Annotated in this window: 25 protein-coding genes; 17 read left to right on the top strand and 8 right to left on the bottom strand. The window is 44.0% G+C overall.

The features are described from left to right. Positions 1 to 4: 4 nt before the first annotated feature. Positions 5 to 649 (bottom strand): methyltransferase domain-containing protein, encoded by a 645-nt coding sequence (locus MHH63_RS19460; RefSeq protein ID WP_076126477.1) that lies wholly within the window; start codon positions 647 to 649, stop codon positions 5 to 7. Positions 650 to 849: 200 nt separating this feature from the next. Between MHH63_RS19460 and MHH63_RS19455 the strand changes: the two genes are divergently transcribed. After that, positions 850 to 1,338: a hypothetical protein gene (locus MHH63_RS19455; RefSeq protein WP_036684361.1), complete on the top strand. Its 489-nt coding sequence runs from the start codon at positions 850 to 852 to the stop codon at positions 1,336 to 1,338. A gap of 979 nt (positions 1,339 to 2,317) precedes the next feature. Here the strand turns inward: MHH63_RS19455 and MHH63_RS19450 are convergent. Then, entirely contained in the window at positions 2,318 to 2,779 is a 462-nt protein-coding gene (locus MHH63_RS19450) for a hypothetical protein (RefSeq protein WP_076124771.1), read from the bottom strand. 170 nt (positions 2,780 to 2,949) lie between these two features. Here MHH63_RS19450 and MHH63_RS19445 point away from each other — a divergent pair, with 170 nt between their 5' ends. Further along, positions 2,950 to 3,333: a DUF423 domain-containing protein gene (locus MHH63_RS19445; protein WP_076124773.1), complete on the top strand. Its 384-nt coding sequence runs from the start codon at positions 2,950 to 2,952 to the stop codon at positions 3,331 to 3,333. A 77-nt stretch (positions 3,334 to 3,410) separates the two neighbouring features. On the opposite strand, the gene MHH63_RS19440 is transcribed toward MHH63_RS19445, so the two are convergent. After that, the gene (locus tag MHH63_RS19440; protein ID WP_036684355.1) at positions 3,411 to 3,938 is read right to left on the bottom strand and encodes a hypothetical protein; all 528 of its coding nucleotides are present in this window, start codon (positions 3,936 to 3,938) and stop codon (positions 3,411 to 3,413) included. A 214-nt stretch (positions 3,939 to 4,152) separates the two neighbouring features. Between MHH63_RS19440 and MHH63_RS19435 the strand changes: the two genes are divergently transcribed. The 7 genes from MHH63_RS19435 to sufB all read left to right on the top strand — a co-directional run bounded on the left by MHH63_RS19435 (position 4,153) and on the right by sufB (position 10,609). Continuing rightward, positions 4,153 to 4,455, top strand: a complete 303-nt coding sequence (locus MHH63_RS19435; RefSeq protein ID WP_036684352.1) for a YunC family protein — start codon at positions 4,153 to 4,155, stop codon at positions 4,453 to 4,455. Positions 4,456 to 4,694: 239 nt separating this feature from the next. Further along, positions 4,695 to 5,156 (top strand): Dps family protein, encoded by a 462-nt coding sequence (locus MHH63_RS19430; protein WP_036684350.1) that lies wholly within the window; start codon positions 4,695 to 4,697, stop codon positions 5,154 to 5,156. A 279-nt stretch (positions 5,157 to 5,435) separates the two neighbouring features. After that, positions 5,436 to 6,218: a Fe-S cluster assembly ATPase SufC gene (gene sufC / locus MHH63_RS19425; RefSeq protein ID WP_036684347.1), complete on the top strand. Its 783-nt coding sequence runs from the start codon at positions 5,436 to 5,438 to the stop codon at positions 6,216 to 6,218. Between the two features lie 26 nt (positions 6,219 to 6,244). Continuing rightward, on the top strand, positions 6,245 to 7,546 hold the full coding sequence (sufD, locus tag MHH63_RS19420; protein ID WP_340977078.1) for a Fe-S cluster assembly protein SufD: 1,302 nt from the start codon (positions 6,245 to 6,247) through the stop codon (positions 7,544 to 7,546). Further along, positions 7,543 to 8,769, top strand: coding sequence for a cysteine desulfurase (locus MHH63_RS19415; protein ID WP_076301338.1), 1,227 nt, complete (start codon positions 7,543 to 7,545; stop codon positions 8,767 to 8,769). Before sufD ends, MHH63_RS19415 begins: the two co-directional genes overlap by 4 nt. Further along, a complete protein-coding gene (gene sufU / locus MHH63_RS19410; protein ID WP_036684339.1) occupies positions 8,756 to 9,187 on the top strand; it encodes a Fe-S cluster assembly sulfur transfer protein SufU in 432 nt (143 codons plus the stop codon). Before MHH63_RS19415 ends, sufU begins: the two co-directional genes overlap by 14 nt. Positions 9,188 to 9,211: 24 nt before the next feature. Next, positions 9,212 to 10,609, top strand: coding sequence for a Fe-S cluster assembly protein SufB (gene sufB / locus MHH63_RS19405; RefSeq protein WP_036684335.1), 1,398 nt, complete (start codon positions 9,212 to 9,214; stop codon positions 10,607 to 10,609). A 146-nt stretch (positions 10,610 to 10,755) separates the two neighbouring features. Here the strand turns inward: sufB and MHH63_RS19400 are convergent, their stop codons facing one another. Together MHH63_RS19400 and MHH63_RS19395 are read right to left on the bottom strand one after the other, a co-directional pair. Further along, positions 10,756 to 11,196 carry a hypothetical protein gene (locus MHH63_RS19400; RefSeq protein ID WP_076187081.1) on the bottom strand — a complete coding sequence of 147 codons (441 nt, stop codon included), beginning with the start codon at positions 11,194 to 11,196 and terminating at the stop codon, positions 10,756 to 10,758. Positions 11,197 to 11,295: 99 nt separating this feature from the next. Further along, a complete protein-coding gene (locus tag MHH63_RS19395; RefSeq protein ID WP_341171973.1) occupies positions 11,296 to 11,841 on the bottom strand; it encodes a hypothetical protein in 546 nt (181 codons plus the stop codon). A 452-nt stretch (positions 11,842 to 12,293) separates the two neighbouring features. Between MHH63_RS19395 and MHH63_RS19390 the strand changes: the two genes are divergently transcribed. The 3 genes from MHH63_RS19390 to MHH63_RS19380 all read left to right on the top strand — a co-directional run bounded on the left by MHH63_RS19390 (position 12,294) and on the right by MHH63_RS19380 (position 16,170). Then, positions 12,294 to 14,054 carry an ABC transporter ATP-binding protein gene (locus MHH63_RS19390; protein ID WP_036684103.1) on the top strand — a complete coding sequence of 587 codons (1,761 nt, stop codon included), beginning with the start codon at positions 12,294 to 12,296 and terminating at the stop codon, positions 14,052 to 14,054. Between the two features lie 26 nt (positions 14,055 to 14,080). Next, positions 14,081 to 15,919, top strand: a complete 1,839-nt coding sequence (locus MHH63_RS19385) for an ABC transporter ATP-binding protein (protein ID WP_172628886.1) — start codon at positions 14,081 to 14,083, stop codon at positions 15,917 to 15,919. A gap of 80 nt (positions 15,920 to 15,999) precedes the next feature. Then, positions 16,000 to 16,170, top strand: coding sequence for a hypothetical protein (locus MHH63_RS19380; protein WP_341171972.1), 171 nt, complete (start codon positions 16,000 to 16,002; stop codon positions 16,168 to 16,170). Positions 16,171 to 16,186: 16 nt separating this feature from the next. Here the strand turns inward: MHH63_RS19380 and MHH63_RS19375 are convergent, their stop codons facing one another. After that, entirely contained in the window at positions 16,187 to 16,435 is a 249-nt protein-coding gene (locus tag MHH63_RS19375; protein WP_076124783.1) for a DUF7667 family protein, read from the bottom strand. Between the two features lie 370 nt (positions 16,436 to 16,805). Between MHH63_RS19375 and MHH63_RS19370 the strand changes: the two genes are divergently transcribed. Continuing rightward, entirely contained in the window at positions 16,806 to 17,039 is a 234-nt protein-coding gene (locus MHH63_RS19370) for a hypothetical protein (RefSeq protein ID WP_341171971.1), read from the top strand. Between the two features lie 37 nt (positions 17,040 to 17,076). Here the strand turns inward: MHH63_RS19370 and MHH63_RS19365 are convergent, their stop codons facing one another. Continuing rightward, positions 17,077 to 18,117, bottom strand: a complete 1,041-nt coding sequence (locus MHH63_RS19365) for an HD-GYP domain-containing protein (RefSeq protein ID WP_341171970.1) — start codon at positions 18,115 to 18,117, stop codon at positions 17,077 to 17,079. 77 nt (positions 18,118 to 18,194) lie between these two features. After that, positions 18,195 to 18,908: a molybdenum cofactor biosynthesis protein gene (locus MHH63_RS19360; RefSeq protein ID WP_076187089.1), complete on the bottom strand. Its 714-nt coding sequence runs from the start codon at positions 18,906 to 18,908 to the stop codon at positions 18,195 to 18,197. A gap of 137 nt (positions 18,909 to 19,045) precedes the next feature. Here MHH63_RS19360 and MHH63_RS19355 point away from each other — a divergent pair, with 137 nt between their 5' ends. The 4 genes from MHH63_RS19355 to yfkAB all read left to right on the top strand — a co-directional run bounded on the left by MHH63_RS19355 (position 19,046) and on the right by yfkAB (position 24,001). Next, positions 19,046 to 20,485, top strand: a complete 1,440-nt coding sequence (locus MHH63_RS19355) for a bifunctional metallophosphatase/5'-nucleotidase (RefSeq protein WP_341171969.1) — start codon at positions 19,046 to 19,048, stop codon at positions 20,483 to 20,485. 73 nt (positions 20,486 to 20,558) lie between these two features. Then, positions 20,559 to 21,386, top strand: a complete 828-nt coding sequence (locus MHH63_RS19350) for an undecaprenyl-diphosphate phosphatase (RefSeq protein ID WP_076124791.1) — start codon at positions 20,559 to 20,561, stop codon at positions 21,384 to 21,386. Positions 21,387 to 21,530: 144 nt separating this feature from the next. After that, positions 21,531 to 22,643 (top strand): HD-GYP domain-containing protein, encoded by a 1,113-nt coding sequence (locus MHH63_RS19345; RefSeq protein ID WP_076187093.1) that lies wholly within the window; start codon positions 21,531 to 21,533, stop codon positions 22,641 to 22,643. 221 nt (positions 22,644 to 22,864) lie between these two features. After that, positions 22,865 to 24,001 carry a radical SAM/CxCxxxxC motif protein YfkAB gene (gene yfkAB / locus MHH63_RS19340; RefSeq protein ID WP_036684078.1) on the top strand — a complete coding sequence of 379 codons (1,137 nt, stop codon included), beginning with the start codon at positions 22,865 to 22,867 and terminating at the stop codon, positions 23,999 to 24,001. Positions 24,002 to 24,007 lie beyond the last annotated feature (6 nt).

Below are 24,007 nucleotides of genomic sequence, written 5' to 3'. Positions count from 1 at the left end.
AAAATTATAGAAAAAAATGTCTGTTTTGTGATTTAAGTCTTCGTTCGACAAGAACATGAGGTTCAGGATAATGACTTCTGCTCATCAGCTCCAGCTCTTGATCAGTGATATTGTGCTTGACTACGACAAAATGGTACATGATTTCATGCACTACATTTGCTTGAAGGGTCTTTAGTATTTCTAGTTCTTCAGTTTCGTAAAGCGGATCTTCATAAGGGTGTTGATAGAATAACTCCATCCGCAGCAACCGATAATCGAAGGGTGGTGCGGGTACAGGGTAGTCTGGAATAGCTGGGCATACTGGACCGGATGGGGGTTGGAAGAAGGATCCTGTAAAATGCCGGGGGGTATATTCGTCAAACTTCTGCTTAAAGGAAGGATTGGACATATGGGCAAAGCTGTGGGCATAGGGTGCTAGAATGCAAACAACTGCTTTATGGATGCTAATTCTGTGAATTTCCGCCATGGCTGCGAATAAATTGTCCACATAAGGCAGTACACGGCTAGCCATAACAAACTCAGCGCTATTGTCAGGGAGAGGAATCTCTTGGCAAATATCACAGACAATATCTACAACAGGACCCGCGATCCGATCGATCCCGAGATAACCTGCTTCCTTATTAGATCCACAGCCGATATCGATTTTCAAGGGGCTCACTCCTTTGGGATAAATCAGGCTCACACTATTGTATTAATACCGCTGTAGCCTGCATCCGACGGATGCCTAATAGAGGCTGGAAGTTATCTAAAATTACTTCATATGAAACTTTCATAGAGTGGTTAACGTTATAAGAGTATACTTATGAAGATGACTTTGAAAATAATCGCCACATAGAGGAGGCACTCAACATGAAAAAACAACGTTCATTACCCGCCATAGCAGCGATTGCTGCCTTAACATTTGCCTTAACCGCTTGCGGTGGGAATAATTCGGCACAGACTTCAGGAGAACCGACTGCAACACCTTCTCCAACTCCAACCGAGAGCGCAAGCACTGCTGAGCCTACTGAAGCTCCAAGCACTCCCGTACCCACTGAGAACCCAAGTACAGCCACACCAACCGAAAATCCGAGCACAGCTAAACCTAGTTCTACTCCAAAAGCAGAAGGTAAAACAATAAAAATGACGGCCGTTTATATCGGACAAATAGATAGTCATTCCGTTGAGATTGCGACAAAAGAAGGCCCAACCGCTTTTGAGATTTCAGCTGGAATGGAGAGTATACTTGATACTTTGAATTCAGATGATTCCGTAGTTATTGAATACGTGGAAAAAGCAGTGGAGGGCGATCCGTCCGTCAAGCAACGTGTGCTGACAAAGCTGGCTCTAGCAAAATAATTGAAGGTATTGATTTGTAAATAGAGGGTGTCTCAGCAATCATATAGTGGTTGCTGGGACACCCTCGTATTTTTTAAGCATAGTTCTTGCTCAAAACACTAAACTTTGTTTGATCGATCACAGTCCGCATACCTACACCATTATGGATTAGGAGCCACACTATTGGAACTAGCAGCACCACTAACGGAACTAGTAGCACCTATATTGGACTCAGCAGCCCTTAAACGCAGCTTTTCCCTACATTTAATTCGCTATCGGACCCCATAGCAGTTATTTCTATGAAAATCGCTCAATATGATCCTTTTTCCATGCAATAGCGTCACTGGGGTCCGAAACTGTGCTCCAAAGGCGAAAAAAACGTAAATAACGTCATCTGAGTCCGTGAGCCGCGGATGAGGGATAGGATCCAGCATTATCGGACCCAGCAGCCCTTAAACGCAGCTTTTCCCCACTTTTGATTCGCTATCGGACCCCATAGCAGCTATTGCCATAAAAACCGCCCAATAGGATCCTTTTTCGATGCAATAGCGTCACTGGGGTCCGAAACTGTGCTCCAAAGGCGAAAAAAACGTAAATAACGTCATTTGAGTCCGCAAGCCGCGGATGAGGGATAGGATCCAGCATTATCGGAATTATCATCATCGGAATTAGTATCATCGCAATCATTATTATCGGACCCAGCAGCCCTAAAACGCAGCTTTTCCCCACTTTTGAGTCGCTATCGGACCCCATAGCAGCTATTGCCATAAAAACCGCCCAATAGGATCCTTTTTCGATGCAATAGCGTCACTGGGGTCCGAAACTATGCTCCAAAGGCGAAAAAAACGTAAATAACGTCATTTGAGTCCGTGAGCCGCAGATGAAGATGAGGACTCCCCAATGCAGATTTTAGATTCATACATAAATAAAGGTATCCCCACAACTCGCTCAAAGTTGTTGGGATACCCTTTTTAATGAAGTTAGCATTTTTAAAAGAAGCTTAAAGCGTTCCAGCATTGACTAGGAAGGTTGTAATAAGCAGCATAAAGAGTAAGATAATAACACCATTGACTATCGTGCCAATAATGCCAAACACCTTGCGACGTTTCCGAATGGAAAGCCCAATGATGCCGATGACTACACCGATTACATTAAGAGCAGCCAGAATAATAACCGTTAATCCTAGAAGCATTATGAATTGCGAGGACTGGCTTAATAGTTCGGAATTCTCATTAACCAATGAAGAAGACTTCATTATAATAGAGATAAAGATGGCTGCATAGCCGATGATCGACACGAGACAGATAATGAACGAAGCAATACCAGGTCCAGAATGTTGAAGATCATGTTCTACTTTTTGATGCGTAGATGATAAATCAGCGCTTGGGTAATCCGGATGAGGATTGGGATTTCCCACCTCTGCCGCAGGTACGTCTGATTTTGACAGAGAATTTAAGTCCATGGTTTGCACTCCTTGAGAGATTAGAATGAAAATGTTGTTAATATCCACTTTTTCATATTGATGCTAAAAAAGCAACCCCTGAATGAGGCAAAATAAAAAATGACTGCTGGAAATAGGAACGGGCATTACGTTATGATAGAATGAGTCTAAAATTAAGGGGGTGTAATCATTTGCAACGGAAATTTATGGCCTGGGGGGCTGTGCTAGCAATGCTGGCAGTAGGAATTGGTGCTTTCGGTGCCCATCTACTAAAACCAGTGATCAGTGAAGACTATATGAAGGTATATGAGACTGGTGTGCAGTATCACTTGGTACATGCGCTGGGGGTAATTCTCATCGCACTGGCTGTGGGCCAATGGGGCGAAAGTGTCCGATTACGTTGGGCGGGCCGATTGTTAATTGCAGGTACCATTTTGTTCTCTGGCAGTTTGTATGTTCTGAGTATCTCCGGAATTAAGGTGCTAGGAGCGATTACACCTATCGGTGGGGTATGCTTTATAATTGGCTGGTTATGCCTTGCGATAGAGGGATTTTCACGTAAAACGTCGTCTTAGTTGTTAAAAAAAAGAAAGACCAATAAGCACCTGTTCCCCAATGAGGGAGGGTGCTTATTTGCTTGTAACGCATGCGCTTACAGAAACTCGTCGATTTCATTTAGATTAAAGCTGTACACCTGCTTCTCATCCACATGGTAGACACTTATAGAGTTGGCTGCTTCATCAAAGTTTAAAATACGACAGGGCATGGACACTTGTTTCCCGTACCGGTTCGCTCGTAAACGTACCAATTGATTATTCTGAATATACTGACGAATCTTCCCGTATGCATCAGCTGGCGTCTCAATGGCCGTTTGCTGTGCAGGCGTTTCTGCCTGTTTTTTTATCGGTGTATCCAGCTGCTTCTTCGTAGATTTTGGAGGCAGCTTTAATGAAATGGGAGGAGCAGAGTTTTGATTCAAAGCTAGTTTAGCGGAGCGTAGCAAGCTGTCAATGGTTCTCCCTAATTCAAGACCGGAGTTAATGTTGAAATCTGTGATATGGTCATTATTGTTCAACATTTCGAGCAGAAATTGCAGTGCAAGCGGGTTGGTACGGGCATTAATCAGGATGTCGACGTTAAATAAATAATTGCCGTCTGTGCGTTGTAGTTTCTCGTCCATAAATCCCCCAGCTTTTCGTTTAGAACATCTCTGAATGGTTACAGGAATGTAATTAACTATAACATTAAACATGCAATATTCATATACCCAGGACTACTGGAATAGGGACTATTATACTGCATTTTATACTAGGCATAGGACTACCGTCAGCACACCCACAGGAAAATTAGCATACATATACAACGTGGATAGTGAAAAAAAGGAGGTGCTGCTATTGGTTACTATGGAGCCTATTACAGTAGGTGAACATACGCTGATCGGGGTAGAGGTTAAGCTTCCCAAAACTACACTGCTCTCCATCAGCACGAACCGAGGTTATATTATGTGCGGTGCACTGGATGTCGGTCTCCTCAATGAAACACTTAGTGATCGGCATATCATCGCAGCTCGTGCGGTGGGTGTACGGACGCTTGCCCAGCTTTTAGCTGCCCCGTTGGAGTCTGTAACGATAGAAGCAGAGAGTCTTGGCATCGTACCAGGTATGACGGGTGCGGAAGCGTTACTTCTTATGGTCTGACCGGAAAATTTAACAATTCCAAACAAACGGGGCTTAGGCCCTTTTTGTTTGTGTGCAAGTATTCACATTTAAGCATAATCGGGTGTGTCTTTGCTAATGCTAGAACAAATAAAGGTGTTATGGAAGGCTTCTCCTTGTTTCGTATTACAGGTAAAAGGGTAAATTAAGAATAGACAAGTTACTACCGGACGAAGGAAATAGTAACCGGTAAATATAATGGATAAGGTAGGGATCATCTCATGGCTAAAGCATCGAATAAAGTAAATACAACTTCACTGGAACAGATCATGAATCGTCAGGTTGCTAACTTAAATGTCCTGTACGTAAAAATTCATAACTTTCATTGGTATGTCAAAGGAGAACAGTTCTTCTCCCTTCATGTGAAATTTGAGGAATTATATAATGAAGTAACCCTTCACATGGATGAAGTAGCAGAACGCTTGCTAACCATCAAAGGCAGTCCGGCAGCAACATTGAAAGAATATTTGGAATTAGCTACAATTCAAGAAGCTACAGGTAAGGAAGATACACGGGGAATGGTTCAGTCTCTGATTGAAGACTTCGCCACCATCTCTGAAGAGCTGACAGAAGGCATCGAGCTTGCCGAAGAAACCAAGGATCAGCCAACCTCAGATATGTTCATTAAAATCCGTAGTGATCTGGAGAAACACCAATGGATGCTACGTTCGTTTCTTAGCTAATCATTAAGCAGTTTGAATAAGGCTTCCTGCGGGAAGTCTTATTTTTGCGTAGTCTTATGTTTAATGAAAATCTTCTCTGAGTCACAAGTGATTAGCTAAAGAGAAATTTGTAAAAAAACAAGGTTTGATATAAAATTAGTGAGAATCATTGATAATCATTGTGATTCAATTTATAATAATTATAATGTGATAGAAAATCTAATTGTGCTGGGAATCAGGATTATCCTGTTTCAATACAACTTTTGATTTCGCAAATCGATCAATGGAGGGAATAATATTATGGCAGCAGAATTTGTCATTGAGGGTCTTAAAGCGACGATTGAGGGAAAAGAAATTTTGAAGGGGATTAACCTTCAAATGAAAGGTGGCGAAATTCACGCCATCATGGGACCAAACGGTACAGGTAAAAGTACTTTGGCTTCGGCGCTAATGGGTCATCCTAAATACGAAGTAACTGATGGAACTGCGACTCTTGATGGTGAAGATCTTCTGGAGATGGCTGTTGATGAACGCGCACGTGCAGGTCTTTTCCTGGCAATGCAATATCCAAGCGAAATCTCTGGAGTAACTAACTCCGACTTCTTGCGTTCTGCCATCAATTCCCGTCGTGAAGAGGGAAGCGAAATCTCGTTGATTCGTTTTATTCGCCAAATGGAAGCAAAGATGAAAGAACTAGATATGAACCCTGAGTTTTTACACCGTTACTTGAACGAAGGCTTCTCCGGTGGTGAGAAGAAACGTAATGAAATTCTACAAATGATGATGCTGGATCCAAAAATCGTGATCTTGGACGAAATTGACTCCGGTCTTGATATTGATGCTTTGAAAATTGTAGCTGAAGGCGTAAACTCCATGCGGAGCGAAGAACGCGGCTTCTTAGTTATTACCCACTATCAACGTCTTTTGAACTACATCAAACCTGATTATGTTCACGTTATGATGCAAGGTAGAATCGTGAAATCCGGTGGTCCAGAGCTTGCACAGCGTCTGGAAGCAGAGGGTTATGAATGGATTAAAGAAGAACTTGGAATTGAAGATGAAACTGTAGGGCAAGAAGCGTAAGAAACGCCAGGAAGGAGGAGACCACTATGACGACACAGACCATTCTTCCGGTGGATGCCGAACGCTTGAGCGAATTATCGCACAGCAGCGGCGAACCGGGTTGGCTGAAAGAAAGCCGCTTGAAGGCACTAGAATTGGCAGCTACTCTGACACTGCCTAAATTAGAGAAGACACGGATTGATCGTTGGGATGTCAATAATTATGGTAGCTATAAAGCAAGTGCACCTTTTGCTTCGCTAAGTGATGCACCTGCATCTATTTCTTCCTTGATCAAGGATCAGGAGGAAGGCAGCCTGATTATTCAACGCAACTCTGGTGCAGTATATACACGTATCGCTCCTGAGCTTGCAGAACAGGGTGTTATTTTTACAGATCTACAGACAGCTGTTAAAGAACACGGAGATTTGGTTCAACGTTACTTGCATAAAGCCATTCAGCCAGACGAACATTCTATCGCAGCGCTTCATGCTGCATTGTGGAATGGTGGAGTATTCCTCTATGTTCCTAAGAATGTTGTTATTGAAACTCCGCTTCAAGCAGTGCTGTTAACGGATGATGCGGAAGCTACTTTTGTTCCACACATTCTGGTCGTAGCTGATACTAACAGTTCCGTAACCTATGTAGACAACTACGTATCGGATAAAGAAGAAGCTGGACTACACAATGGTGCGGTAGAGGTATTCGTGGGCGCTGGCGCTAAAGTTCGTTATGCTACAGTGCATCAGCTTGGTGTAGATACTACAGATGTAACTTATCGCCGGGCTGTTGTTGAGAATGACGGAGTCATCGAATGGATCGTTGGTGAGATGAACTACGGAGATACTGCGAGTGATACCAAGTCTGTGCTTAAAGGCAACGGTTCTAGCTCCGATGCTAAAGTAATTGCAGTAGGTACGGGATCACAGAAACTGAATTACACCACTCAAGCTCAGCATTTTGGCAAAAGCACACCAAGTGACATGATCACTCGTGCAGTTATGCGTGATTCTGCTACTTCTATCATCAACGGAATCACCAAGATTGAGAAAGGTGCTACTAGAGCGGACGGCCAGCAAACGGAAAAAGTATTGATGCTGAGTCCAAAAGCCCGTGGTGACGCCAATCCGATCCTGCTTATTGATGAAGATGATGTTACAGCCGGCCATGCCGCTTCCGTAGGACAGGTCAATCACGAGCAAGTCTTTTACCTAATGTCCCGCGGAATTACACGGCATGATGCAGAGACTCTGATCATCTACGGCTTCTTGGCTCCTGTTGTGTCACAAATTCCACTGGAGGGACTGCGCAATCAGCTCCAATCTCTTGTGGAAAGGAAGTTAGTGCAATGATTAGCAACGCCATCCGGGAGCAATTTCCCATACTGAACCAAAATGTGAACGGACATCCACTGGTCTATCTGGACAGTGCTGCTACTTCACAGAAGCCTCGGAAAGTAATTGAGGCGGTCAAGTCGTATTATGAGTGGGATAACGCCAACGTACACCGTGGCGTCCATACTTTAGGCAGCCGAGCAACCGATGCCTACGAGGGAGCCCGGGAGAAGCTAGCTAAGTTTATTAACGCCCGCAGCACTAAAGAAATTATCTTTACACGCGGAACAACTACAGCCTTAAATCTTGTGGCCTCTTCTTACGGACCCTCTGCTGTGGGTGAAGGCGACGAAATCGTCATCACCTTAATGGAGCATCATAGTAATCTGATTCCATGGCAGCAGCTCGCTAAGAAGACCGGTGCTACATTAAAATATATACCGTTGCAACCTGATGGAACGGTTACGTTGGAAGCTGCCGAGCAGACGATTACGGATAAAACCAAAATCGTTGCTATCGCTTATGTATCCAACGTTATGGGAGTAACTCATCCTATTAAAGAGCTTGCGGCTATTGCTCATCGTCATGGTGCAGTAATTGTCGTAGATGGTGCACAAAGCACACCACATATGAAGGTCGATGTGCAGGATCTGGATTGTGATTTCTATGCACTATCTGGTCATAAAATGCTCGCACCAACCGGAATTGGCGCTTTGTATGGCAAGAGAGCACTTCTCGAAGCCATGGAGCCCGTCGAATTCGGTGGCGAGATGATCGATGATGTGGGTCTTTATGAATCCACATGGAAAGAACTGCCTTGGAAGTTTGAAGGCGGTACGCCGATCATAGCTGGTGCTGTTGGTCTAGGTGCAGCCATTGATTTCTTACAAGAAATCGGTTTGGATGAGATACACCGCCATGAGAAAGCTCTTGCAGCGTATGCAGAGCAACGTCTGTCAGAGATCGAGGGTCTGAACATTTATGGTCCTCGAAATCGAGAAGTCGGCGTTGTCACCTTTAATCTGGGTGACGTTCACCCGCATGATGTCGCTACAGTGCTAGATGCGGAAGGCATTGCCATCCGCGCCGGGCATCACTGCTGTCAGCCGCTGATGCGCTGGCTGGAAGCCAGCTCTACAGCACGTGCAAGCTTTTATCTGTATAATAACGAGCATGATGTAGATCGACTGGTGGACGCTTTAATCAAGACAAAGGAGTACTTCAGCTATGAACTTGGATGACTTATACAGACGCGTAATTATGGATCATTATAAAAGTCCTCGAAATCGCGGTTCATTTGAAGATGATGCTCTAAAAATTGAACTGAATAACCCAACCTGTGGTGACCGGATTACTCTTCAGCTTAAGGTAGAGGATGGAATCGTAAAGGATGCCCGTTATAATGGTGAAGGCTGTTCGATCAGTATGTCATCGGCTTCGATGATGACTGAGGCGATCAAAGGACAAACGGTTGAACGTGCGCTTGAACTGGCTGATAACTTCTCCTTACTGATGAAGGGTGAAGACGTGGATTTTGGAGATTACGAAGACATTGAAGCCCTTTCGGGTGTGAATAAATTCCCTGCGCGGATCAAATGCGCAACACTGGCTTGGAACGCACTTCGTAAAGGAATTGACGAAGAAGAGCAACATAAATAACAGTAGAACAAGGAGGCTGACACCATGGCTAAGAAAGCGCCTGATATGGAAGAATACCAGTACGGGTTCCGTGATGAGCATAAATCGATATTCCAGTCTGGTAAAGGTTTGACGGCCGAAATTGTTAAAGAAATTTCAGCAATCAAAAATGAACCACAGTGGATGCTTGACTTCCGCTTGAAATCTTTGGAGCAGTTCCGTAAAATGCCAATGCCAACATGGGGCGGCAATATGGATGATTTGGACTTCGAGGATATTCAATACTATGTAAGACCTTCAGAGAAGCAAGGGAAGACTTGGGAAGAAGTTCCTTCCGAAATCAAAGAAACCTTTGATAAGCTGGGGATTCCGGAAGCGGAACAGAAGTTCCTCGCCGGCGTTTCGGCACAATATGAATCTGAGGTAGTCTATCACAGCATGCAGAAGAGCCTTGAAGATCAAGGGGTTATTTTTACAGATACCGACACTGCATTGCGTGAGCACCCAGAGCTTCTGAAAAAATATTTCGGGACGATCATCCCTCCAACCGATAATAAATTTGCCGCACTTAACAGTGCAGTTTGGTCAGGCGGCAGCTTCATCTATGTTCCTAAAGGTGTGAAATGTGAAGTTCCTTTGCAGGCTTACTTCCGTATTAACTCCGAGAACATGGGACAATTCGAACGTACTTTGATCCTTGCTGATGAAGACAGCTTCGTGCACTACGTAGAAGGATGTACTGCTCCAATCTATAGCACGAACTCTCTGCACAGTGCGGTTGTTGAAATCTTGTGTATGAAGAACGCCCGCGTTCGTTATACCACAATCCAGAACTGGGCTCCAAACATCTACAACCTCGTTACGAAACGTGCGGTTGCAGAAGAGAATGCTACCATGGAATGGGTCGATGGTAACATCGGTTCCAAGCTGACCATGAAATATCCTGCGGTTGTTCTTAAAGGCCGTGGTGCTAAAGGTTCAGTACTATCCATCGCGGTAGCAGGTAAAGACCAGCATCAGGACGCGGGTGCCAAGATGATCCATTTGGCTCCAGATACAACATCCACCATTGTATCGAAATCCATCAGTAAACATGGCGGTAAAGTAACTTACCGTGGTCTAGCTTCCTTCGGCCGTCAAGCAGAAGGTGCGAAATCGAACATTAAATGTGATACGCTGATTTTGGATAATGAGTCCACTTCGGATACTATTCCTTACAATGAAATCATGAACGATAACATCGTTCTTGAGCATGAAGCAACCGTGTCTAAAGTTTCTGAGGAGCAACTGTTCTACCTGATGAGCCGTGGCCTCACAGAAGCAGAAGCGACTCAAATGATTATCATGGGCTTCATCGAGCCGTTCACAAAAGAACTGCCGATGGAATATGCGGTCGAAATGAACCGTCTGATCAAGTTCGAAATGGAAGGTTCAATCGGTTAATAAGAGCGCTTATGAATGGAGGCCCGTCCTCCTAACGCTTATATATTTCTTCAAAGCATCCGTAGATATTTTTCTGCGGATGCTTTTTTATTGGCACAATTGAAAAAATCCCCGAATGCTCCGGGACACACCTTTAATATTTTTAATTATCCATTTCCGGCAACGGCAATTCCACTGAAGGATCTGGCTCCCAGAGATGCCGTTCTAATCGCTGATGCTACAATGGTGTATTGGATCTGGCCGGTAAGCACATCGGTCGAAGGCGGATAGTCGACAGCGGTTATTCCAACCATTTCATATTGGGTCATTGTATTATTAATGTTTCCGGGGTAGGTTGTACTAAAAATTAATATATTATTGCGGTAAATACTAAAAGTAACATCATTCTGAACTATAATGCTGACATCAACACTAAGTCTGGCAAAAGCATTCAATGTGACTCTCACTAAACCTGCATTGGCAGGGGTAACATTTACTGTCTGAAGTCCAATGTCACCGAAAATTGCACTTGAACGAACTAAATTAAGACTTTGTGAATCCATAGTACTGTCCTGTGAGATCCGCATATCAAGAAACTGTATACTCATCCAATTCACCTAACCTCTCATTGTTGATTTTACATTTTATGAGAGAAAGAATAGAATGGCGCCAAATCATTGGCGGTTTTTTTATATATATAGTAAAGGCTACTGTTTTACCAGATCATTCACTTCTTTACTAAAAGCCTCTGAATATTGATTGAATTTACCTACATCAAGTTTTAAGCTGTTATCGTTTGCTTTTGGAGGTGTCTCCTGGATCTGTTTATATAAAAGATCAATTTCTGGGGAAAGCTTGGCCCATATTTTTTTTATAGAATCATACTTTGTATCTAACTCATTCATATATGTATCGTATTCTTTTTTCTCTTCTATGGCTTTGCCAAGCTGTTCGATCGTAAAGTCAATGTCCATACTCGCTCCTGTACTGCTTGTACCACTTCTAGTGTATGAGATAACATCTACAAACCCCACATTCCAAATGTCAGCAATAACAAAATTGCTTATTTCTCTTAGCATTTTTTCAGGTGAGGGTGCTGTATCAGTTTTTGAGGAGATTTCTCCGAAATTAAACAAGTTTTTAGATTCGTTGATCGCAGTGTTTGCGTCCGTAGGGTTAATGTTATTTGTATTGCTACACCCTGAAAGAAGGATAATGGCGATAATACAAGATAAAACAAGCTGCTTTTTCAATATAGTTCCCCTCCATAATATAAGTAAAAAGTGTTGTATTACTATATTACGGTAAATTGTGGTAAAAGTTTTACATCTGAAGCAAATTTAAGACGGCGAAAAAGTGAACTCTTCGTATCCCGGAATAAATTCCAATAATTATGCAAAAAACCGAATAAAGGTCCTCCTAATATTACACGATGATTACAATAATCATGTAGATTCTTAATTCATCAGGATTAAGGAGGAAACACGAGCATTTTAAGATAACGAGGGTCCTTTATATCATGTAGATGCTGCTTTTTTCCGAAATAACCGCAAAAACGCGCAATTCTCCCCTTTGCCGCATTAAATTATGGATGATACACTGCTTAAAGTCACTAAATTGTAAGCGCTAAAAAAAGCTAGCTTACGATGTAACATTTGCTTTATACAAAAAAATGCTTACTAAGTAAGCCTTAAGGAGGAGAGATATGGATGTTCTCAGGCAACTGCGCGGTTATTATCGGGAGAAGCTGCATTTTCTGATTCTTTCGATTATATGTTTGGCCGCTGCAACTGCAGTGGGGCTGATTACCCCCAATTTGTTAAGAAAGCTGATCGATGATGTTATTGTGCCACTTAAGTTTACAGAGGTGCCAGTGCTCGCATTGAGCGTGTTAGCTGTAGTAATAGTAAAAGCATGCCTGCAGTTTGCACATGGATTTTTTGGAGGACGGCTAGGTAACTTTCTTGCATACCGGCTGCGTAATGCTTGTTATGAGAAGCTGCAATTCCTATCTTTCCGTTATTATGATACCGCGAAAACGGGAGATTTGATGTCCCGGCTAACCGGAGATTTGGAAGCGATTCGTAACTTTATCGGTTTCGGTTTTGCTCAGCTGCTGAATGTCTTTTTTATGGTCATTTTTGGTTCGATTATGATGTTCTCACTCAATTGGCAGCTTACTCTAGTAACTTTGATTACGATGCCCATCCTGGCGTTTATTGCGCTAAAATTCGAGTCTAAGATTCACCCGGCCTTTCAAGAGATGCGTCTTGCACTCAGTTCTCTGACAACGGCTGTACAGGAGAATATCACGGGTGTGCGCACCGTCAAATCATTTGCGAGAGAGGCTCATGAAGTAGAGAAATTCTCACACCGCAACGAACGTTATAAGAATAACCAGATTTTTGCCGCTGAGCTCTGGAGTAAGTTTTTTCCGGCGATGGAGTTTTTAGCATCGATCAGTGCAGCTATTCTGCTTGGAGTAGGCGGAACGTTAGTTATTAAGGGGAAAATGTCACTAGGCGAACTGGTTGCTTTTTTCAGCTTAATTTGGTACATCATTGGACCGATTTGGGGTCTTGGATTCCATATTAATAACTATACACAGTCCAAAGCATCGGGAGAACGTGTATTGGAAGTACTTAATCAGAATATTGATGTGAAGGATAAAGAGAACGCCCGTGAACTGGTACCTTCTGAGGTTAAGGGAGATGTAGCGTTTAATCACGTCACATTTGCTTATGGGAACAAAATGCCTGCGGTTACAGACATTGATTTTGAGGCAAAATCTGGTGCGGTTATAGGGTTCCTTGGAGGTACGGGCTCTGGTAAATCGACCATTACACAGCTGATGATGCGTGCTTATGACGTTAATGAAGGCAGCATCACACTGGATGGGATGGACATCAGAGAATACAATGTTCGCAGCTTGCGTTCACAGATCGCGACGGTCTTTCAGGAGACCTTCCTGTTCTCCTCCTCAATTCGCAACAACATCTCCTATGGGTTGAAAAATGTAAGCATGGAAGAAATTATCCGAGCTGCACAACTTGCCAAAGCCCATGATTTCATCATGGAGATGGAAGACGGTTATGACACTGTGGTGGGTGAGCGCGGAATGGGTCTTTCCGGTGGACAAAAGCAACGGATTGCCATCGCTAGAGCCCTGCTTAAGAATCCGCGGATTCTTATCCTCGATGATGCGACCAGCGCTGTCGATATGGAGACGGAGCACGAGATTCAAGCCGGATTCCAAGAGGTCATGAAGGGGCGCACTACACTTATTATTGCCCATCGGATCTCCTCCTTGCGCCATGCAGATCAGATTATCGTCATGAACGAAGGTCATGTGCAGCAGCGTGGTACCCATAAAGAGCTAATTGAAGTGCCGGGTCCTTATCAGGATGTATACCGGATACAGTATGCTGATTATCTGGCCAGAGCGACCGGAAGAGGGGAGGAGTGAGGCATATGAAACTTGAAGCCAAACCAATGACCGCTACGGGAGCAAAAAATAAAGCAGCCGAGCAGCAAGAACTGGATGAACGTTTTGTATATAAAGATGATGATGTCATCGATAAGGCTTTTGACTGGAAGCAATTCACCAGACTATTCGGGTACATGAAGCCTTATGCAAAACAGATGCTTCCATTGGTGTCCATCATGATGATTCTGGGAACCATCACGAAGTTGACCGTCCCGTTCCTAACAAGTTTAGCCATTGACCGTGCGATTGCGCCAAAGGTGGGGAATCCCAGCTTATCACTGCTTTATTCGCTTACAGCAGGGGTAATCGTCTTATATCTGATTCAATGGATTGCGGGAGTGTACCGGATTAAATATACGAACATCATAGGCCAAAGAGTGATTTATGATTTGCGCTCAGATTTGTTCAAGCATATTCAGAAGCTCTCCTTTAACTTCTTTGATAAACGTCCGGCAGGTTCGGTATTAGTACGGGTAACCAATGATATCAACTCACTGCAGGATCTGTTCACAAACGGGGTTGTCAATCTGATGATTGACTGCGTGCAGCTTATGGGGATTACCATTATTCTGCTAGTGATCAACTGGAAGCTAGGTCTTGCAGTAATGGTTACGGTTCCGATTATGTTCTTTGTTTCAACTAAGCTGCGCCAAAAGATTCGGATCGCTTGGCAGGATGTGCGGATGAAGAACTCCAGAATTAATTCTCATTTAAATGAATCGATTCAGGGAATCAGAGTCACACAAGCCTACACCCAAGAACAAGAAAACATGAATTATTTCGATGTTATGAATACCGACAGCAAAAAATCCTGGAACAAAGCCTCTGCGATGAACCAGGCGTTCGGTCCGATTATTGAGGTCACAGGTGGTTTTGGAACAATGATCCTCTTTTGGCTGGGGGCTTATCTGATCCAATCTGGAGAACTCACAGTAGGTATGCTGGTAGCATTCAGTTCTTATGTCAGCAATTTCTGGGACCCGATTAATCGCCTTGGGCAGATGTACAATCAGCTGCTTGTGGCAATGGCTTCCTCGGAACGGATCTTTGAATATTTGGATGAGCAACCGGCGGTGCAAGATAATCCTGGTGCTAAGCCAATGGGAACGATTCGTGGGGATATTAACTTTGAAAAGGTCATTTTTGAATATGAAAAAGGCCGGGCTGCACTAAAAGGTATTGATCTGGATGTTCAAGCAGGACAGTCGATCGCGCTCGTAGGTCATACAGGTTCTGGTAAAAGTACGATCATTAACCTGATTGGCCGGTTCTATGATATTAAGAGCGGCCGAATCACGATAGACGGTGAAGATATCCGCGGGGTTACGTTAGACAGCCTGCGAAGGCAGATCGGAATCGTGCTGCAAGATACCTTTATTTTCTCGGGAACGATTCGGGATAATATCCGTTTTGGCCGTCTGGAGGCTACAGATGAAGAAGTGGAAAATGCCGCAAAAGCCGTGGATGCCCATGACTTTATTATGAAGCTGCCCGGAGGGTATGAGACTGAGGTGGAAGAGCGCGGTAGCGCATTGTCGATGGGACAACGTCAGCTGCTCTCCTTCGCCCGGGCGCTTTTGGCAAATCCGCGGATACTAATCCTGGATGAGGCAACTGCCAGCATTGATACGGAGACGGAGCTGAAGATCCAGGAGGCACTCAAAATCCTGCTTCAAGGCCGAACCTCCTTTATCGTAGCGCACAGACTCTCTACCATCCGTCATGCGGATAAAATAGTCGTCCTCGATCATGGAGAGATTAAAGAAGAAGGAAACCATCATGAGTTGACATCCCGTGATGGGGTATACAACGGTCTGATCGAAGCGCAATTCCGCTTCCTATAGACCGACAGAACGGAATAGAACAACAGCTCATTCCAGTTGCTTAGGCAACTGCGGGGTGGGCTGTTTTTTATAGGGATATAGTGATTAAGGTGGTCGGGGCTTGGTGGATCAGAGTAGAGTGGAATATGGCAGAGGTATTACGGAACAAGGCAACCGAAGAACGGAAGAACGGAAGAACGGAAGAACGGAAGAACGGAAGAATGGAAGAACGGAAGAACGGCAGAACGGAAGAACATAATGCAGCAGGGTAAGATTTCTATGATTCAGTTACTTGGGGCGTTTGGATACCCTGCCCGTCACACGCAGCTCAAACATTTGTGCACAAATATCTTGATGCCATTGTAGATCAGCTGTCTGTTCCGCTAATAGGATTTCATTTTGTAATCGGGCCATCTCATAGCAGTAGGTTGCGTTAATTTGCAGGCACTGCTGTTGCTCCGTTTCCTCAGCAGCAGTAAGCTGCCGTCTACGGCTCAGGGTGAACAACTCGGCAAGGCGTTCATGGACAGGAAGCATGCTTTTTTCCTCCTATAGCAATTTAAAACCACATATTAGTCTCGCCATTAGAAGAGGAATTCAAACGTTACGTCAGATAATTAAATTGAGGGGCCTTACTATGTTGAGGGTAGGGAGGAACTATCTTAGAAGTCAGAAGGAAACAATAGAGGTGAGAGAGGTGAGAGAGGTGAAAATCGAGGAATGTTTAGGAGTAATCTGGAAACCAATCTTTAGTTGCAGTTTGTACAATAGAAACCATCATTCTCGTTATAAAAATACTGTTAATTGCACTTTGTGCAGCTATTTTCGAGAAATGTGCTTATAAAGAGCATTTTCCTTAATTCTAGTTGCACAAAGTACAACTAAATCAGAATTTGGCTTGCTAGACGTGGATTTAGTTGCACAAAGTACAACTAAATCAGAATTCAGCTCGCAAGACGTGGATTTTGTTGTACAAAATACAACAAAATCAGAAATCGGCTCGCTAGATGTGGATTTAGTTGCACCAAGTACAACTAAATCACAATTCAGCTCGTTAGATGTGGATTCTGTTGCACAAAGTACAACTAAAAAATCCCCCGTAGTTAAACCGGGGGATTTAGTGTACAAACAGCAGCTCTGAACCTTCTGCTAAGCAACGCAGGACCTCAAGAAACGCCCTAGTCCATGTAGATTTCCACAATCGTAACGTTACGTTCGCGGGCTAGATCGACAAATAATCCATCGATCTTTACCAGCGGACGGAAAATATCAACTGGATTGTTCATGATAATCACACCTGTGTCCCCCGTGTTCAGCAATACTCGCTTGCCGATAAAGTTGGGCATTAAATGTTGTATAAAGGCTTGAACCGTTCTGCCGTTCAGCTTACCAAAGCTGAGGTCATTTAGTTCACATAGGACAGAAATAAGCTCTTGCTTGGACTGATAGACGCGTTTGGAAGTCATCGCACTATAGATGTCAGCTACAGCAGCAATTTGCGCATAAGGATGAATCTCGGATTTGGTTAGATTATTAGGATAGCCAGAGCCGTCCTCACGTTCATGATGCTGTAGGGCTGCCAAGGCTGTATGTGAGTCATCCATCGAATTGCGGATAATTTCGTAGCCGTACTTAGTATGTAGTTTAACTTCTTCGAATTCTTCCGCGGTTAATTTTCCAGGCTTATTTAATAGAGCAGGTGAGATTCTACATTTTCCAATATCAATTAAATATCCAGCTCGTCCAATCTCATAGCATTCTTGTTTGGAATACCCAAGCCAGATTGCAATATAATAAGAGAGCATACCTACCTGCAAAGAGTGATTGTAGGTATAATTATCTTCGCGATCGAGCAGAAGCAGGAGGGAGACTACATCCTTTTGCTTGTCCAACGATTGAAGCGAAGGCTGAAGAATGTCGTTAACCACGGATTGGTTAAAGCTTCCTTTTAATAGTGCTTCCATATAAAGATTCTCAAAGCCGTCAATCATGGTATCAAAACTAGTGGTCACCGTCTGAATAATTGAAGGTCTGCTTAATGGGGCAGGTGCTTCCACTAACGTCTGGATATCAACATAATCAACTCCATGCTGCATCAGCTTGGCGATATCATCTATCTGGAGCAGCGATCCCTTTGGTAATACATGCAGACCTCTTGAACTATAAGCGTCTGAGTTGAGGTGATTACCAGGTTTTAGATCCGAGACGTGTACTCTCAATGCCTATGCCACCTTTTATCCGATTTTATCCAGAATATCAACAAAGTGCAGATTTTTCAATGAAAAAGGAGTGAAGATTAATTGTGGAGGGAATCGGCAGCCTTTTGTTCAGAGCCTACCCAGTGCTGGCCTGATTCATTGATGTCTTTTTTCCAGATAGGGACGGTCTGTTTCAGCAGTTCAATGGCCCGACGACTAGCCTCGTAACAGGTATCGCGATGAGGGGTGGAGACAGCAATGATAACGCTTGCTTCCTTAAGACCAACAAGCCCAATGCGGTGGGAAATCGCGCAGCGTGCATTCCAGCGATTCTGTACCTCATCACCAATTTCTTTCAGCTTATTTAAGGCCATAGGAATATAGGCTTCATAGTCTAATGCTGTTGTGCGTTGTTCTCCGGTCATTTCGCGTGTAGTTCCTACAAATAATAGGGATGCTCCATGATTGGCATCGAGGACGGCATCCAGAAGCTTCTCAGCATTTAATGGCAGATCCGTTATGCTATAGAGGCCGTCAGGAGTGCTCTCATATAAAGAACCATTCTCTCCCCCGGAAACGGGAGGGATTAATGCAACTTCGGCAGACTCGGTGATGAGGGCTTCATCAGGTGCATATTCCCGGTCAATAGCGACCAAAGAAGTTCCAATTAGGGATGCTGCATCCGGATAAGAGGTTGAAAGGAGTTCTTTTAACTTCCCAGCGGTTAAGGGATTCTCCGTCGCATGAAAGGTCAGAGAAGATGAACCGATAATCTCAGCCAAACCCGCGAACAGGCGGATTGTGATATGCATACTTATTCACCTCTGAAATATGTTGTAATGTCTACAATATACCATAATGAGCCTGAAAATGTTATGCTAGGCTCTATAAGATCATGCATCGGCTGCTTCATTAAAGAGCGGCTCAACAGGTAGGAGGAATGTTGCTAATGGGGCATGTGCCGCAAAGACTGACCATACTTCATACCAATGATATACATAGCCATTTCGAAATGGTGAGTCCATTGGCAGCAGAAATCGAGAGACAAAGAGCTGCAGCGGGAGAAGAGCCTGTGCTGCTGCTGGATATTGGCGATCATATGGATCGTGCAGCCGTCGAGACAGAAGGAACTATGGGTCAGGCTAACATTGATGTACTTAATTTAACAGGATATGATGCTGTAACCATCGGTAATAATGAGGGGTTAACATTCTCACAGGAGATGTTATCCTCTATTTTCTCCGGGTTACAGTGTCCAGTGGTATGCTGTAATTTTGTGGAGACTGCAACAGGGGAACCTCCCCACTGGATGAAGCGTCATGCCATCTTGGAGAAGGACGGAATCAGAATAGGAGTGACTGGAGCGACAGCGGCATTTACTTCGTTTTATTCCTTGCTGGGCTGGGATGCTCTGGATCCCGAGACAACCCTTCGGGAACAATGCCTTCTTCTAGCTCCTCAGGTGGACATTCTAATCATCCTTTCTCATTTGGGGCTTCCCGCAGATCGAATTCTGGCAGAGCGGCTGGAAGGTGTGCATGCTATTCTAGGTGGACATACACATCATATGCTGGAAGAACCGCTCATGATTAACGGAACAGCTGTATGTGGAGCCGGGAAATTCGGGCGTTACCTCGGGCGGCTTCAATTCGAGCGGAGAGAGGGACAACCTGGATTTAGCCTGGTGGCGGGTGAATGTATTCCGATTGACCCAGGACTGAAGGAAGAGATTGTAGGTCCTGCCGCTACTATTCATTTGGAGCGTGGTCGTGAGGCTCTTCAGCAGACCGTTGCGATCACAGATCGTGAGCTTCCTTTGATTTTGCAGGGAGAATCCCCTTTTGGCAATCTTTTAGCCCAAGCTGTACGTAGATTTACAGGCACTAGTTTGTCGATAGTTAACACAGGCCAGCTTCTAGGACCTTTGCCTGAAGGGGAGGTTACAGCGGGAATGCTGCACGCCCTATGTCCTTCTCCCATTAACACCTGCGTAATCAAGCTGAAAGGCCTAGATATTCGCATAGCTTTGGAGCAGAGTCTTACTGAAGAATTTTATAATAAGGTGATTTTTGGGTATGGCTTTCGCGGGAATTATCTGGGCAGCTTAGCAGTAGATGGGATAAAAATCTTGTACGATCCGCAGAAGATACCGTATGATAACAATATTGCAGTTTTTGTCGAAGGAAACCCGCTGGAGGATGATAAAGAGTATAATGTTGGTACGCTGGACATGTTTACTTTCCGTGCAGGCTATGAGACGATCGCCAATGGGAAGGATCCTGTATTTTTGCTGCCTCATTTTTTACGCGACCTGCTTGGGATGGAATTGCAGCGTCCGGACAGTCTTGATGAATGCATGCTCACTCGGTGGGAGATCAAGTCTGAGTAAACCTGCAGCTCACAAGATATACTTTTTGATTCCATTTAAACAGTGCTAGATTCCCGAAAAATAGGAGGAGATTATGGACACGATTACAGCTATTATTTTAGCAATTGTCGAAGGGATCACTGAATTTATTCCTGTTTCTTCTACAGGACACATGATCTTGACCTCGAAGCTTCTGGGCTTTGATGAGCAGGATTCGATTATGAAGACTTATGAAATCGTTATTCAGCTAGGGGCAATATTGGCGATTGCGCTTGTTTACCGCGAGCGTGTGCTTAATTTGCTGGGCATTGGGCGTAAGAACTCAGGAAGAGGCGGTGTGATGCCGGCGTCTCGTTTGAACTTAATCCATGTAATACTTGGGATTGCCCCAGCACTAGCTGTGGCATTTTTTGCCCGCGATTTTATAAAAAGTCTCTTTGGAGCCACGACTGTTCTTTGGGCGCTTGTCGCCGGCGGGATTCTAATGATTATCGCAGAATGGGTAAACAGACGCAAAATTAGAATTACAGCGCATGAGCTGGACGATCTTTCTTACGGACAGGCGCTGGCTATCGGGATGTATCAGATTATTTCAGTGCTGTGGCCAGGATTTTCCCGTTCGGGATCTACGATCTCCGGAGGGATGTTAAGTGGGGTTAGTTATAAAGCATCTGCGGATTTTTCCTTCCTTATAGCCATTCCTATTATGTGTGCGGCTTCCGGATATGAAATGTTGGATTCTTATAAGAACTTCACTAGTGAGACGATTGGCTATTTTGTAATTGGATTTCTGATTTCTTTTGTAGTGGCTTATGTAGTGGTTATTTTGTTTATGAAATTGATTCAAAAGATTAGATTGACGCATTTCGCGATCTACAGATTTATTCTTGCTGCTATATTCTGGTTGTTTATTATGCGTTAATGCCCATAGGCAAAGACCTAGACACACCCGATGTTCTTCATGGTGCACCTGTCTGATCTCTACATAAACGGTATAGACAAAGCGTGTGACCCAAGGATTTCAAAACAGAATAGCATTTTACCGTTAAAGGCAGGAGTGAGCTAAGTGCGTTTAGTATCCGTGAATCAGCTTCAAGCAGGCATGAAATTAGGTAAAAAAATATATAATGATGAAGGTCTAACTCTCCTCGCGGATGGGGTGGAGCTTACTGATGCATTGATCAAGAGGCTTTCAAGAATTGACATCGGTTATATTTACATAGAGGACTCTGTCACGGACGATGTTGAGATTATAGGTATGCTTCAAGATGAGACACGTAATCAGGCACTGAAGGTGATTCGTAATCAGTTTCAGCAAATGACAGGCGCTTCAGGAATAAGCAAGGGATTCTACCATCTGGATAAAAAATTCTCAAAGATCATGGATAGCATCCTGGATGATTTGTCTTTACAAGAAGATCCGATGATCATGCTGCTTGATATGCACACCGCTGATAACTACTTGTACGTCCATTCCCTGAATGTCTGCTTGTACACTTTGGTGCTTGGCATTGCGCATGGGTACAGCAAAGAGGAGCTTCGAGTGATTGGTCTGGGTGCGCTGCTGCATGATATTGGCAAGACCCAAGTCCCGATAAAAATCATTCAAAAACCCGGTAAGCTCAGTGAAGATGAATTTCGCCATATGCAGGCACACACCGAGATCGGGTATCAGATTCTCAAGGAAGAACCGAATATCCCGCTGCTCGCGGCTCATTGTGCGCTTCAGCATCATGAACGCATTGACGGATCCGGATATCCGCGGGGATTAAAAGGGCCTCAAATTCATGAATATGCCAAATGGTTGGGCGTGGCTGATTCCTACGATGCCATGACCTCCAACCGGGTCTACAAAAAGGCTATGCTGCCACATCAAGCCGTTGAGGCGCTTTATGTAGGTTCTGGTACATTGTATGAGCAGAAGCAGCTAGAGTTATTTAGAGATCGTGTGGCTATCTATCCTCTTGGTCTTACGGTGAAGCTCAGTACGGGGGAAAGTGGAGTTGTTGTCAAAATAGACCCAAGTACGCCTCACAGACCGATTGTACGTGTGCTTACAGGGCCTGAAGGAGAAAAAGTCGTACCGTTCGAAAGGGATCTAGGAAAAGCCCTCTCCGTTGTTATCGTTGACGTCGCAGATCAAGGCGATTCTGTGGGAACGCCAAAATATTTATCATAGCAGCGAAGAGAGAAGATTAGGCTTGTCCGCATAACTCGCGGAAGCCTATTTTTCGTCTCGCTGCTATTATTTTTTACAGTGAAAAAGCTTGTAAGGACAGTCTGAAAGACATCCGAAGTGCAGTTTTTCTGACTAACGTGGTATGATATAGGATAAGACACCGTTCAATCTTCATGATTATGGGTTAATAATAGGAATAAGATTTAAAGGAGCTAGTACAAATGAATGTTTTAAGACCATTAACATCTTCACCGAAGGAGCTGTCGCCAAGCTACGATCCGTGGGATCCCATTACTTCTTTACGTAAGCATGGACGCCATGTGCTAACGAGTGTGGAATTCACAGTAACCAATTTATGTAATATGCGGTGTGAACACTGTGCGGTAGGTGATAGTTTAACCTCTAGAGAAGGGGATATGCTGCCGCTTAAAAATATGTTGGACCGTTTAGATGAGGTAGAGCATCTGGAGACGATTAGTATTACCGGCGGAGAGCCTATGTTCTTGGCTGGAACGGTGGATAATATCATAGTGCCGCTCTTAAAGTATGCCAAAGAGCGGGGGATTAGATCGCAAATTAATTCTAATCTGACGATGCCGTATGCTCGATATGAAAAGCTGCTTCCGTATTTGGACGTTATGCATATTTCTTTTAATTATGTGAACGGAGACGATTTTCATGAAGTTGGTTTTGCCAACAGCGGGCATGCAGTTTCAAAAGAAAGTGCATATCGGTTATATAATGCAATGATTGAGAATTCTCGACGGCTAAGTGAGGATGGTATGCTAATTTCTGCGGAAACTATGATTAATTACCGTACACATACTAAGCTGCCTGAAATTCATAAGTTGATTCTCGATATGGGCGCCAAACGGCATGAGGTACATCCTATGTACAACTCCAGTTTTGCTTCGGCTTTGCCAGTGTTGTCCTTGAATGAAATGCGGACGGCAATCCATAAACTACTGGATACCCGTGATCCGGAGATTTGGATGCTGTTTGGGACCCTTCCGTTTTTTGCTTGCAGCTTCCTGGAAGAAGATCAGAAGCTGATAAGCAGAATGCGCGCCGAGAAGAATGTTACCCTTCGCAATGATCCGGATGGCCGGAACCGAGTGAACGTAAACATGTTTACTGGCGATGTTTTTGTTACAGATTTCGCTGATATCGCAGCCTTTGGCAACATCGAGAACCAAAAGCTGGATGATATATTTATCGATTGGCAGACTAAACACCCGCTGAACCAAAAGGTGAACTGCCACTGCGATGCAGCAGGCTGCTGCGGACCTAATCTGTTAGTGGCTGATATGTATTATCCGGAAGTTGACTTCAAAACTAGAAAAGCGATCAATCTGTAGAAATGA

This window comes from Paenibacillus sp. FSL H3-0310, from assembly GCF_038002785.1.
Lineage (GTDB): Bacteria > Bacillota > Bacilli > Paenibacillales > Paenibacillaceae > Paenibacillus_AQ > Paenibacillus_AQ odorifer.
Note: the sequence above shows the minus strand (reverse complement) of the source record. Positions and strands in the feature narration are given on the sequence as shown.

Coding starts and splice junctions, on each gene's coding strand:
- MHH63_RS19455 (WP_036684361.1), top strand. CDS start 850: ATGAAAAAACAACGTTCATTACCCGCCATAGCAGCGATTGCTGCCTTA.
- MHH63_RS19450 (WP_076124771.1), bottom strand. CDS start 2,779: ATGGACTTAAATTCTCTGTCAAAATCAGACGTACCTGCGGCAGAGGTG.
- MHH63_RS19440 (WP_036684355.1), bottom strand. CDS start 3,938: ATGGACGAGAAACTACAACGCACAGACGGCAATTATTTATTTAACGTC.
- MHH63_RS19430 (WP_036684350.1), top strand. CDS start 4,695: ATGGCTAAAGCATCGAATAAAGTAAATACAACTTCACTGGAACAGATC.
- sufC (WP_036684347.1), top strand. CDS start 5,436: ATGGCAGCAGAATTTGTCATTGAGGGTCTTAAAGCGACGATTGAGGGA.
- sufD (WP_340977078.1), top strand. CDS start 6,245: ATGACGACACAGACCATTCTTCCGGTGGATGCCGAACGCTTGAGCGAA.
- MHH63_RS19415 (WP_076301338.1), top strand. CDS start 7,543: ATGATTAGCAACGCCATCCGGGAGCAATTTCCCATACTGAACCAAAAT.
- sufU (WP_036684339.1), top strand. CDS start 8,756: ATGAACTTGGATGACTTATACAGACGCGTAATTATGGATCATTATAAA.
- sufB (WP_036684335.1), top strand. CDS start 9,212: ATGGCTAAGAAAGCGCCTGATATGGAAGAATACCAGTACGGGTTCCGT.
- MHH63_RS19400 (WP_076187081.1), bottom strand. CDS start 11,196: ATGAGTATACAGTTTCTTGATATGCGGATCTCACAGGACAGTACTATG.
- MHH63_RS19390 (WP_036684103.1), top strand. CDS start 12,294: ATGGATGTTCTCAGGCAACTGCGCGGTTATTATCGGGAGAAGCTGCAT.
- MHH63_RS19385 (WP_172628886.1), top strand. CDS start 14,081: ATGACCGCTACGGGAGCAAAAAATAAAGCAGCCGAGCAGCAAGAACTG.
- MHH63_RS19375 (WP_076124783.1), bottom strand. CDS start 16,435: ATGCTTCCTGTCCATGAACGCCTTGCCGAGTTGTTCACCCTGAGCCGT.
- MHH63_RS19360 (WP_076187089.1), bottom strand. CDS start 18,908: ATGCATATCACAATCCGCCTGTTCGCGGGTTTGGCTGAGATTATCGGT.
- MHH63_RS19355 (WP_341171969.1), top strand. CDS start 19,046: ATGGGGCATGTGCCGCAAAGACTGACCATACTTCATACCAATGATATA.
- MHH63_RS19350 (WP_076124791.1), top strand. CDS start 20,559: ATGGACACGATTACAGCTATTATTTTAGCAATTGTCGAAGGGATCACT.
- yfkAB (WP_036684078.1), top strand. CDS start 22,865: ATGAATGTTTTAAGACCATTAACATCTTCACCGAAGGAGCTGTCGCCA.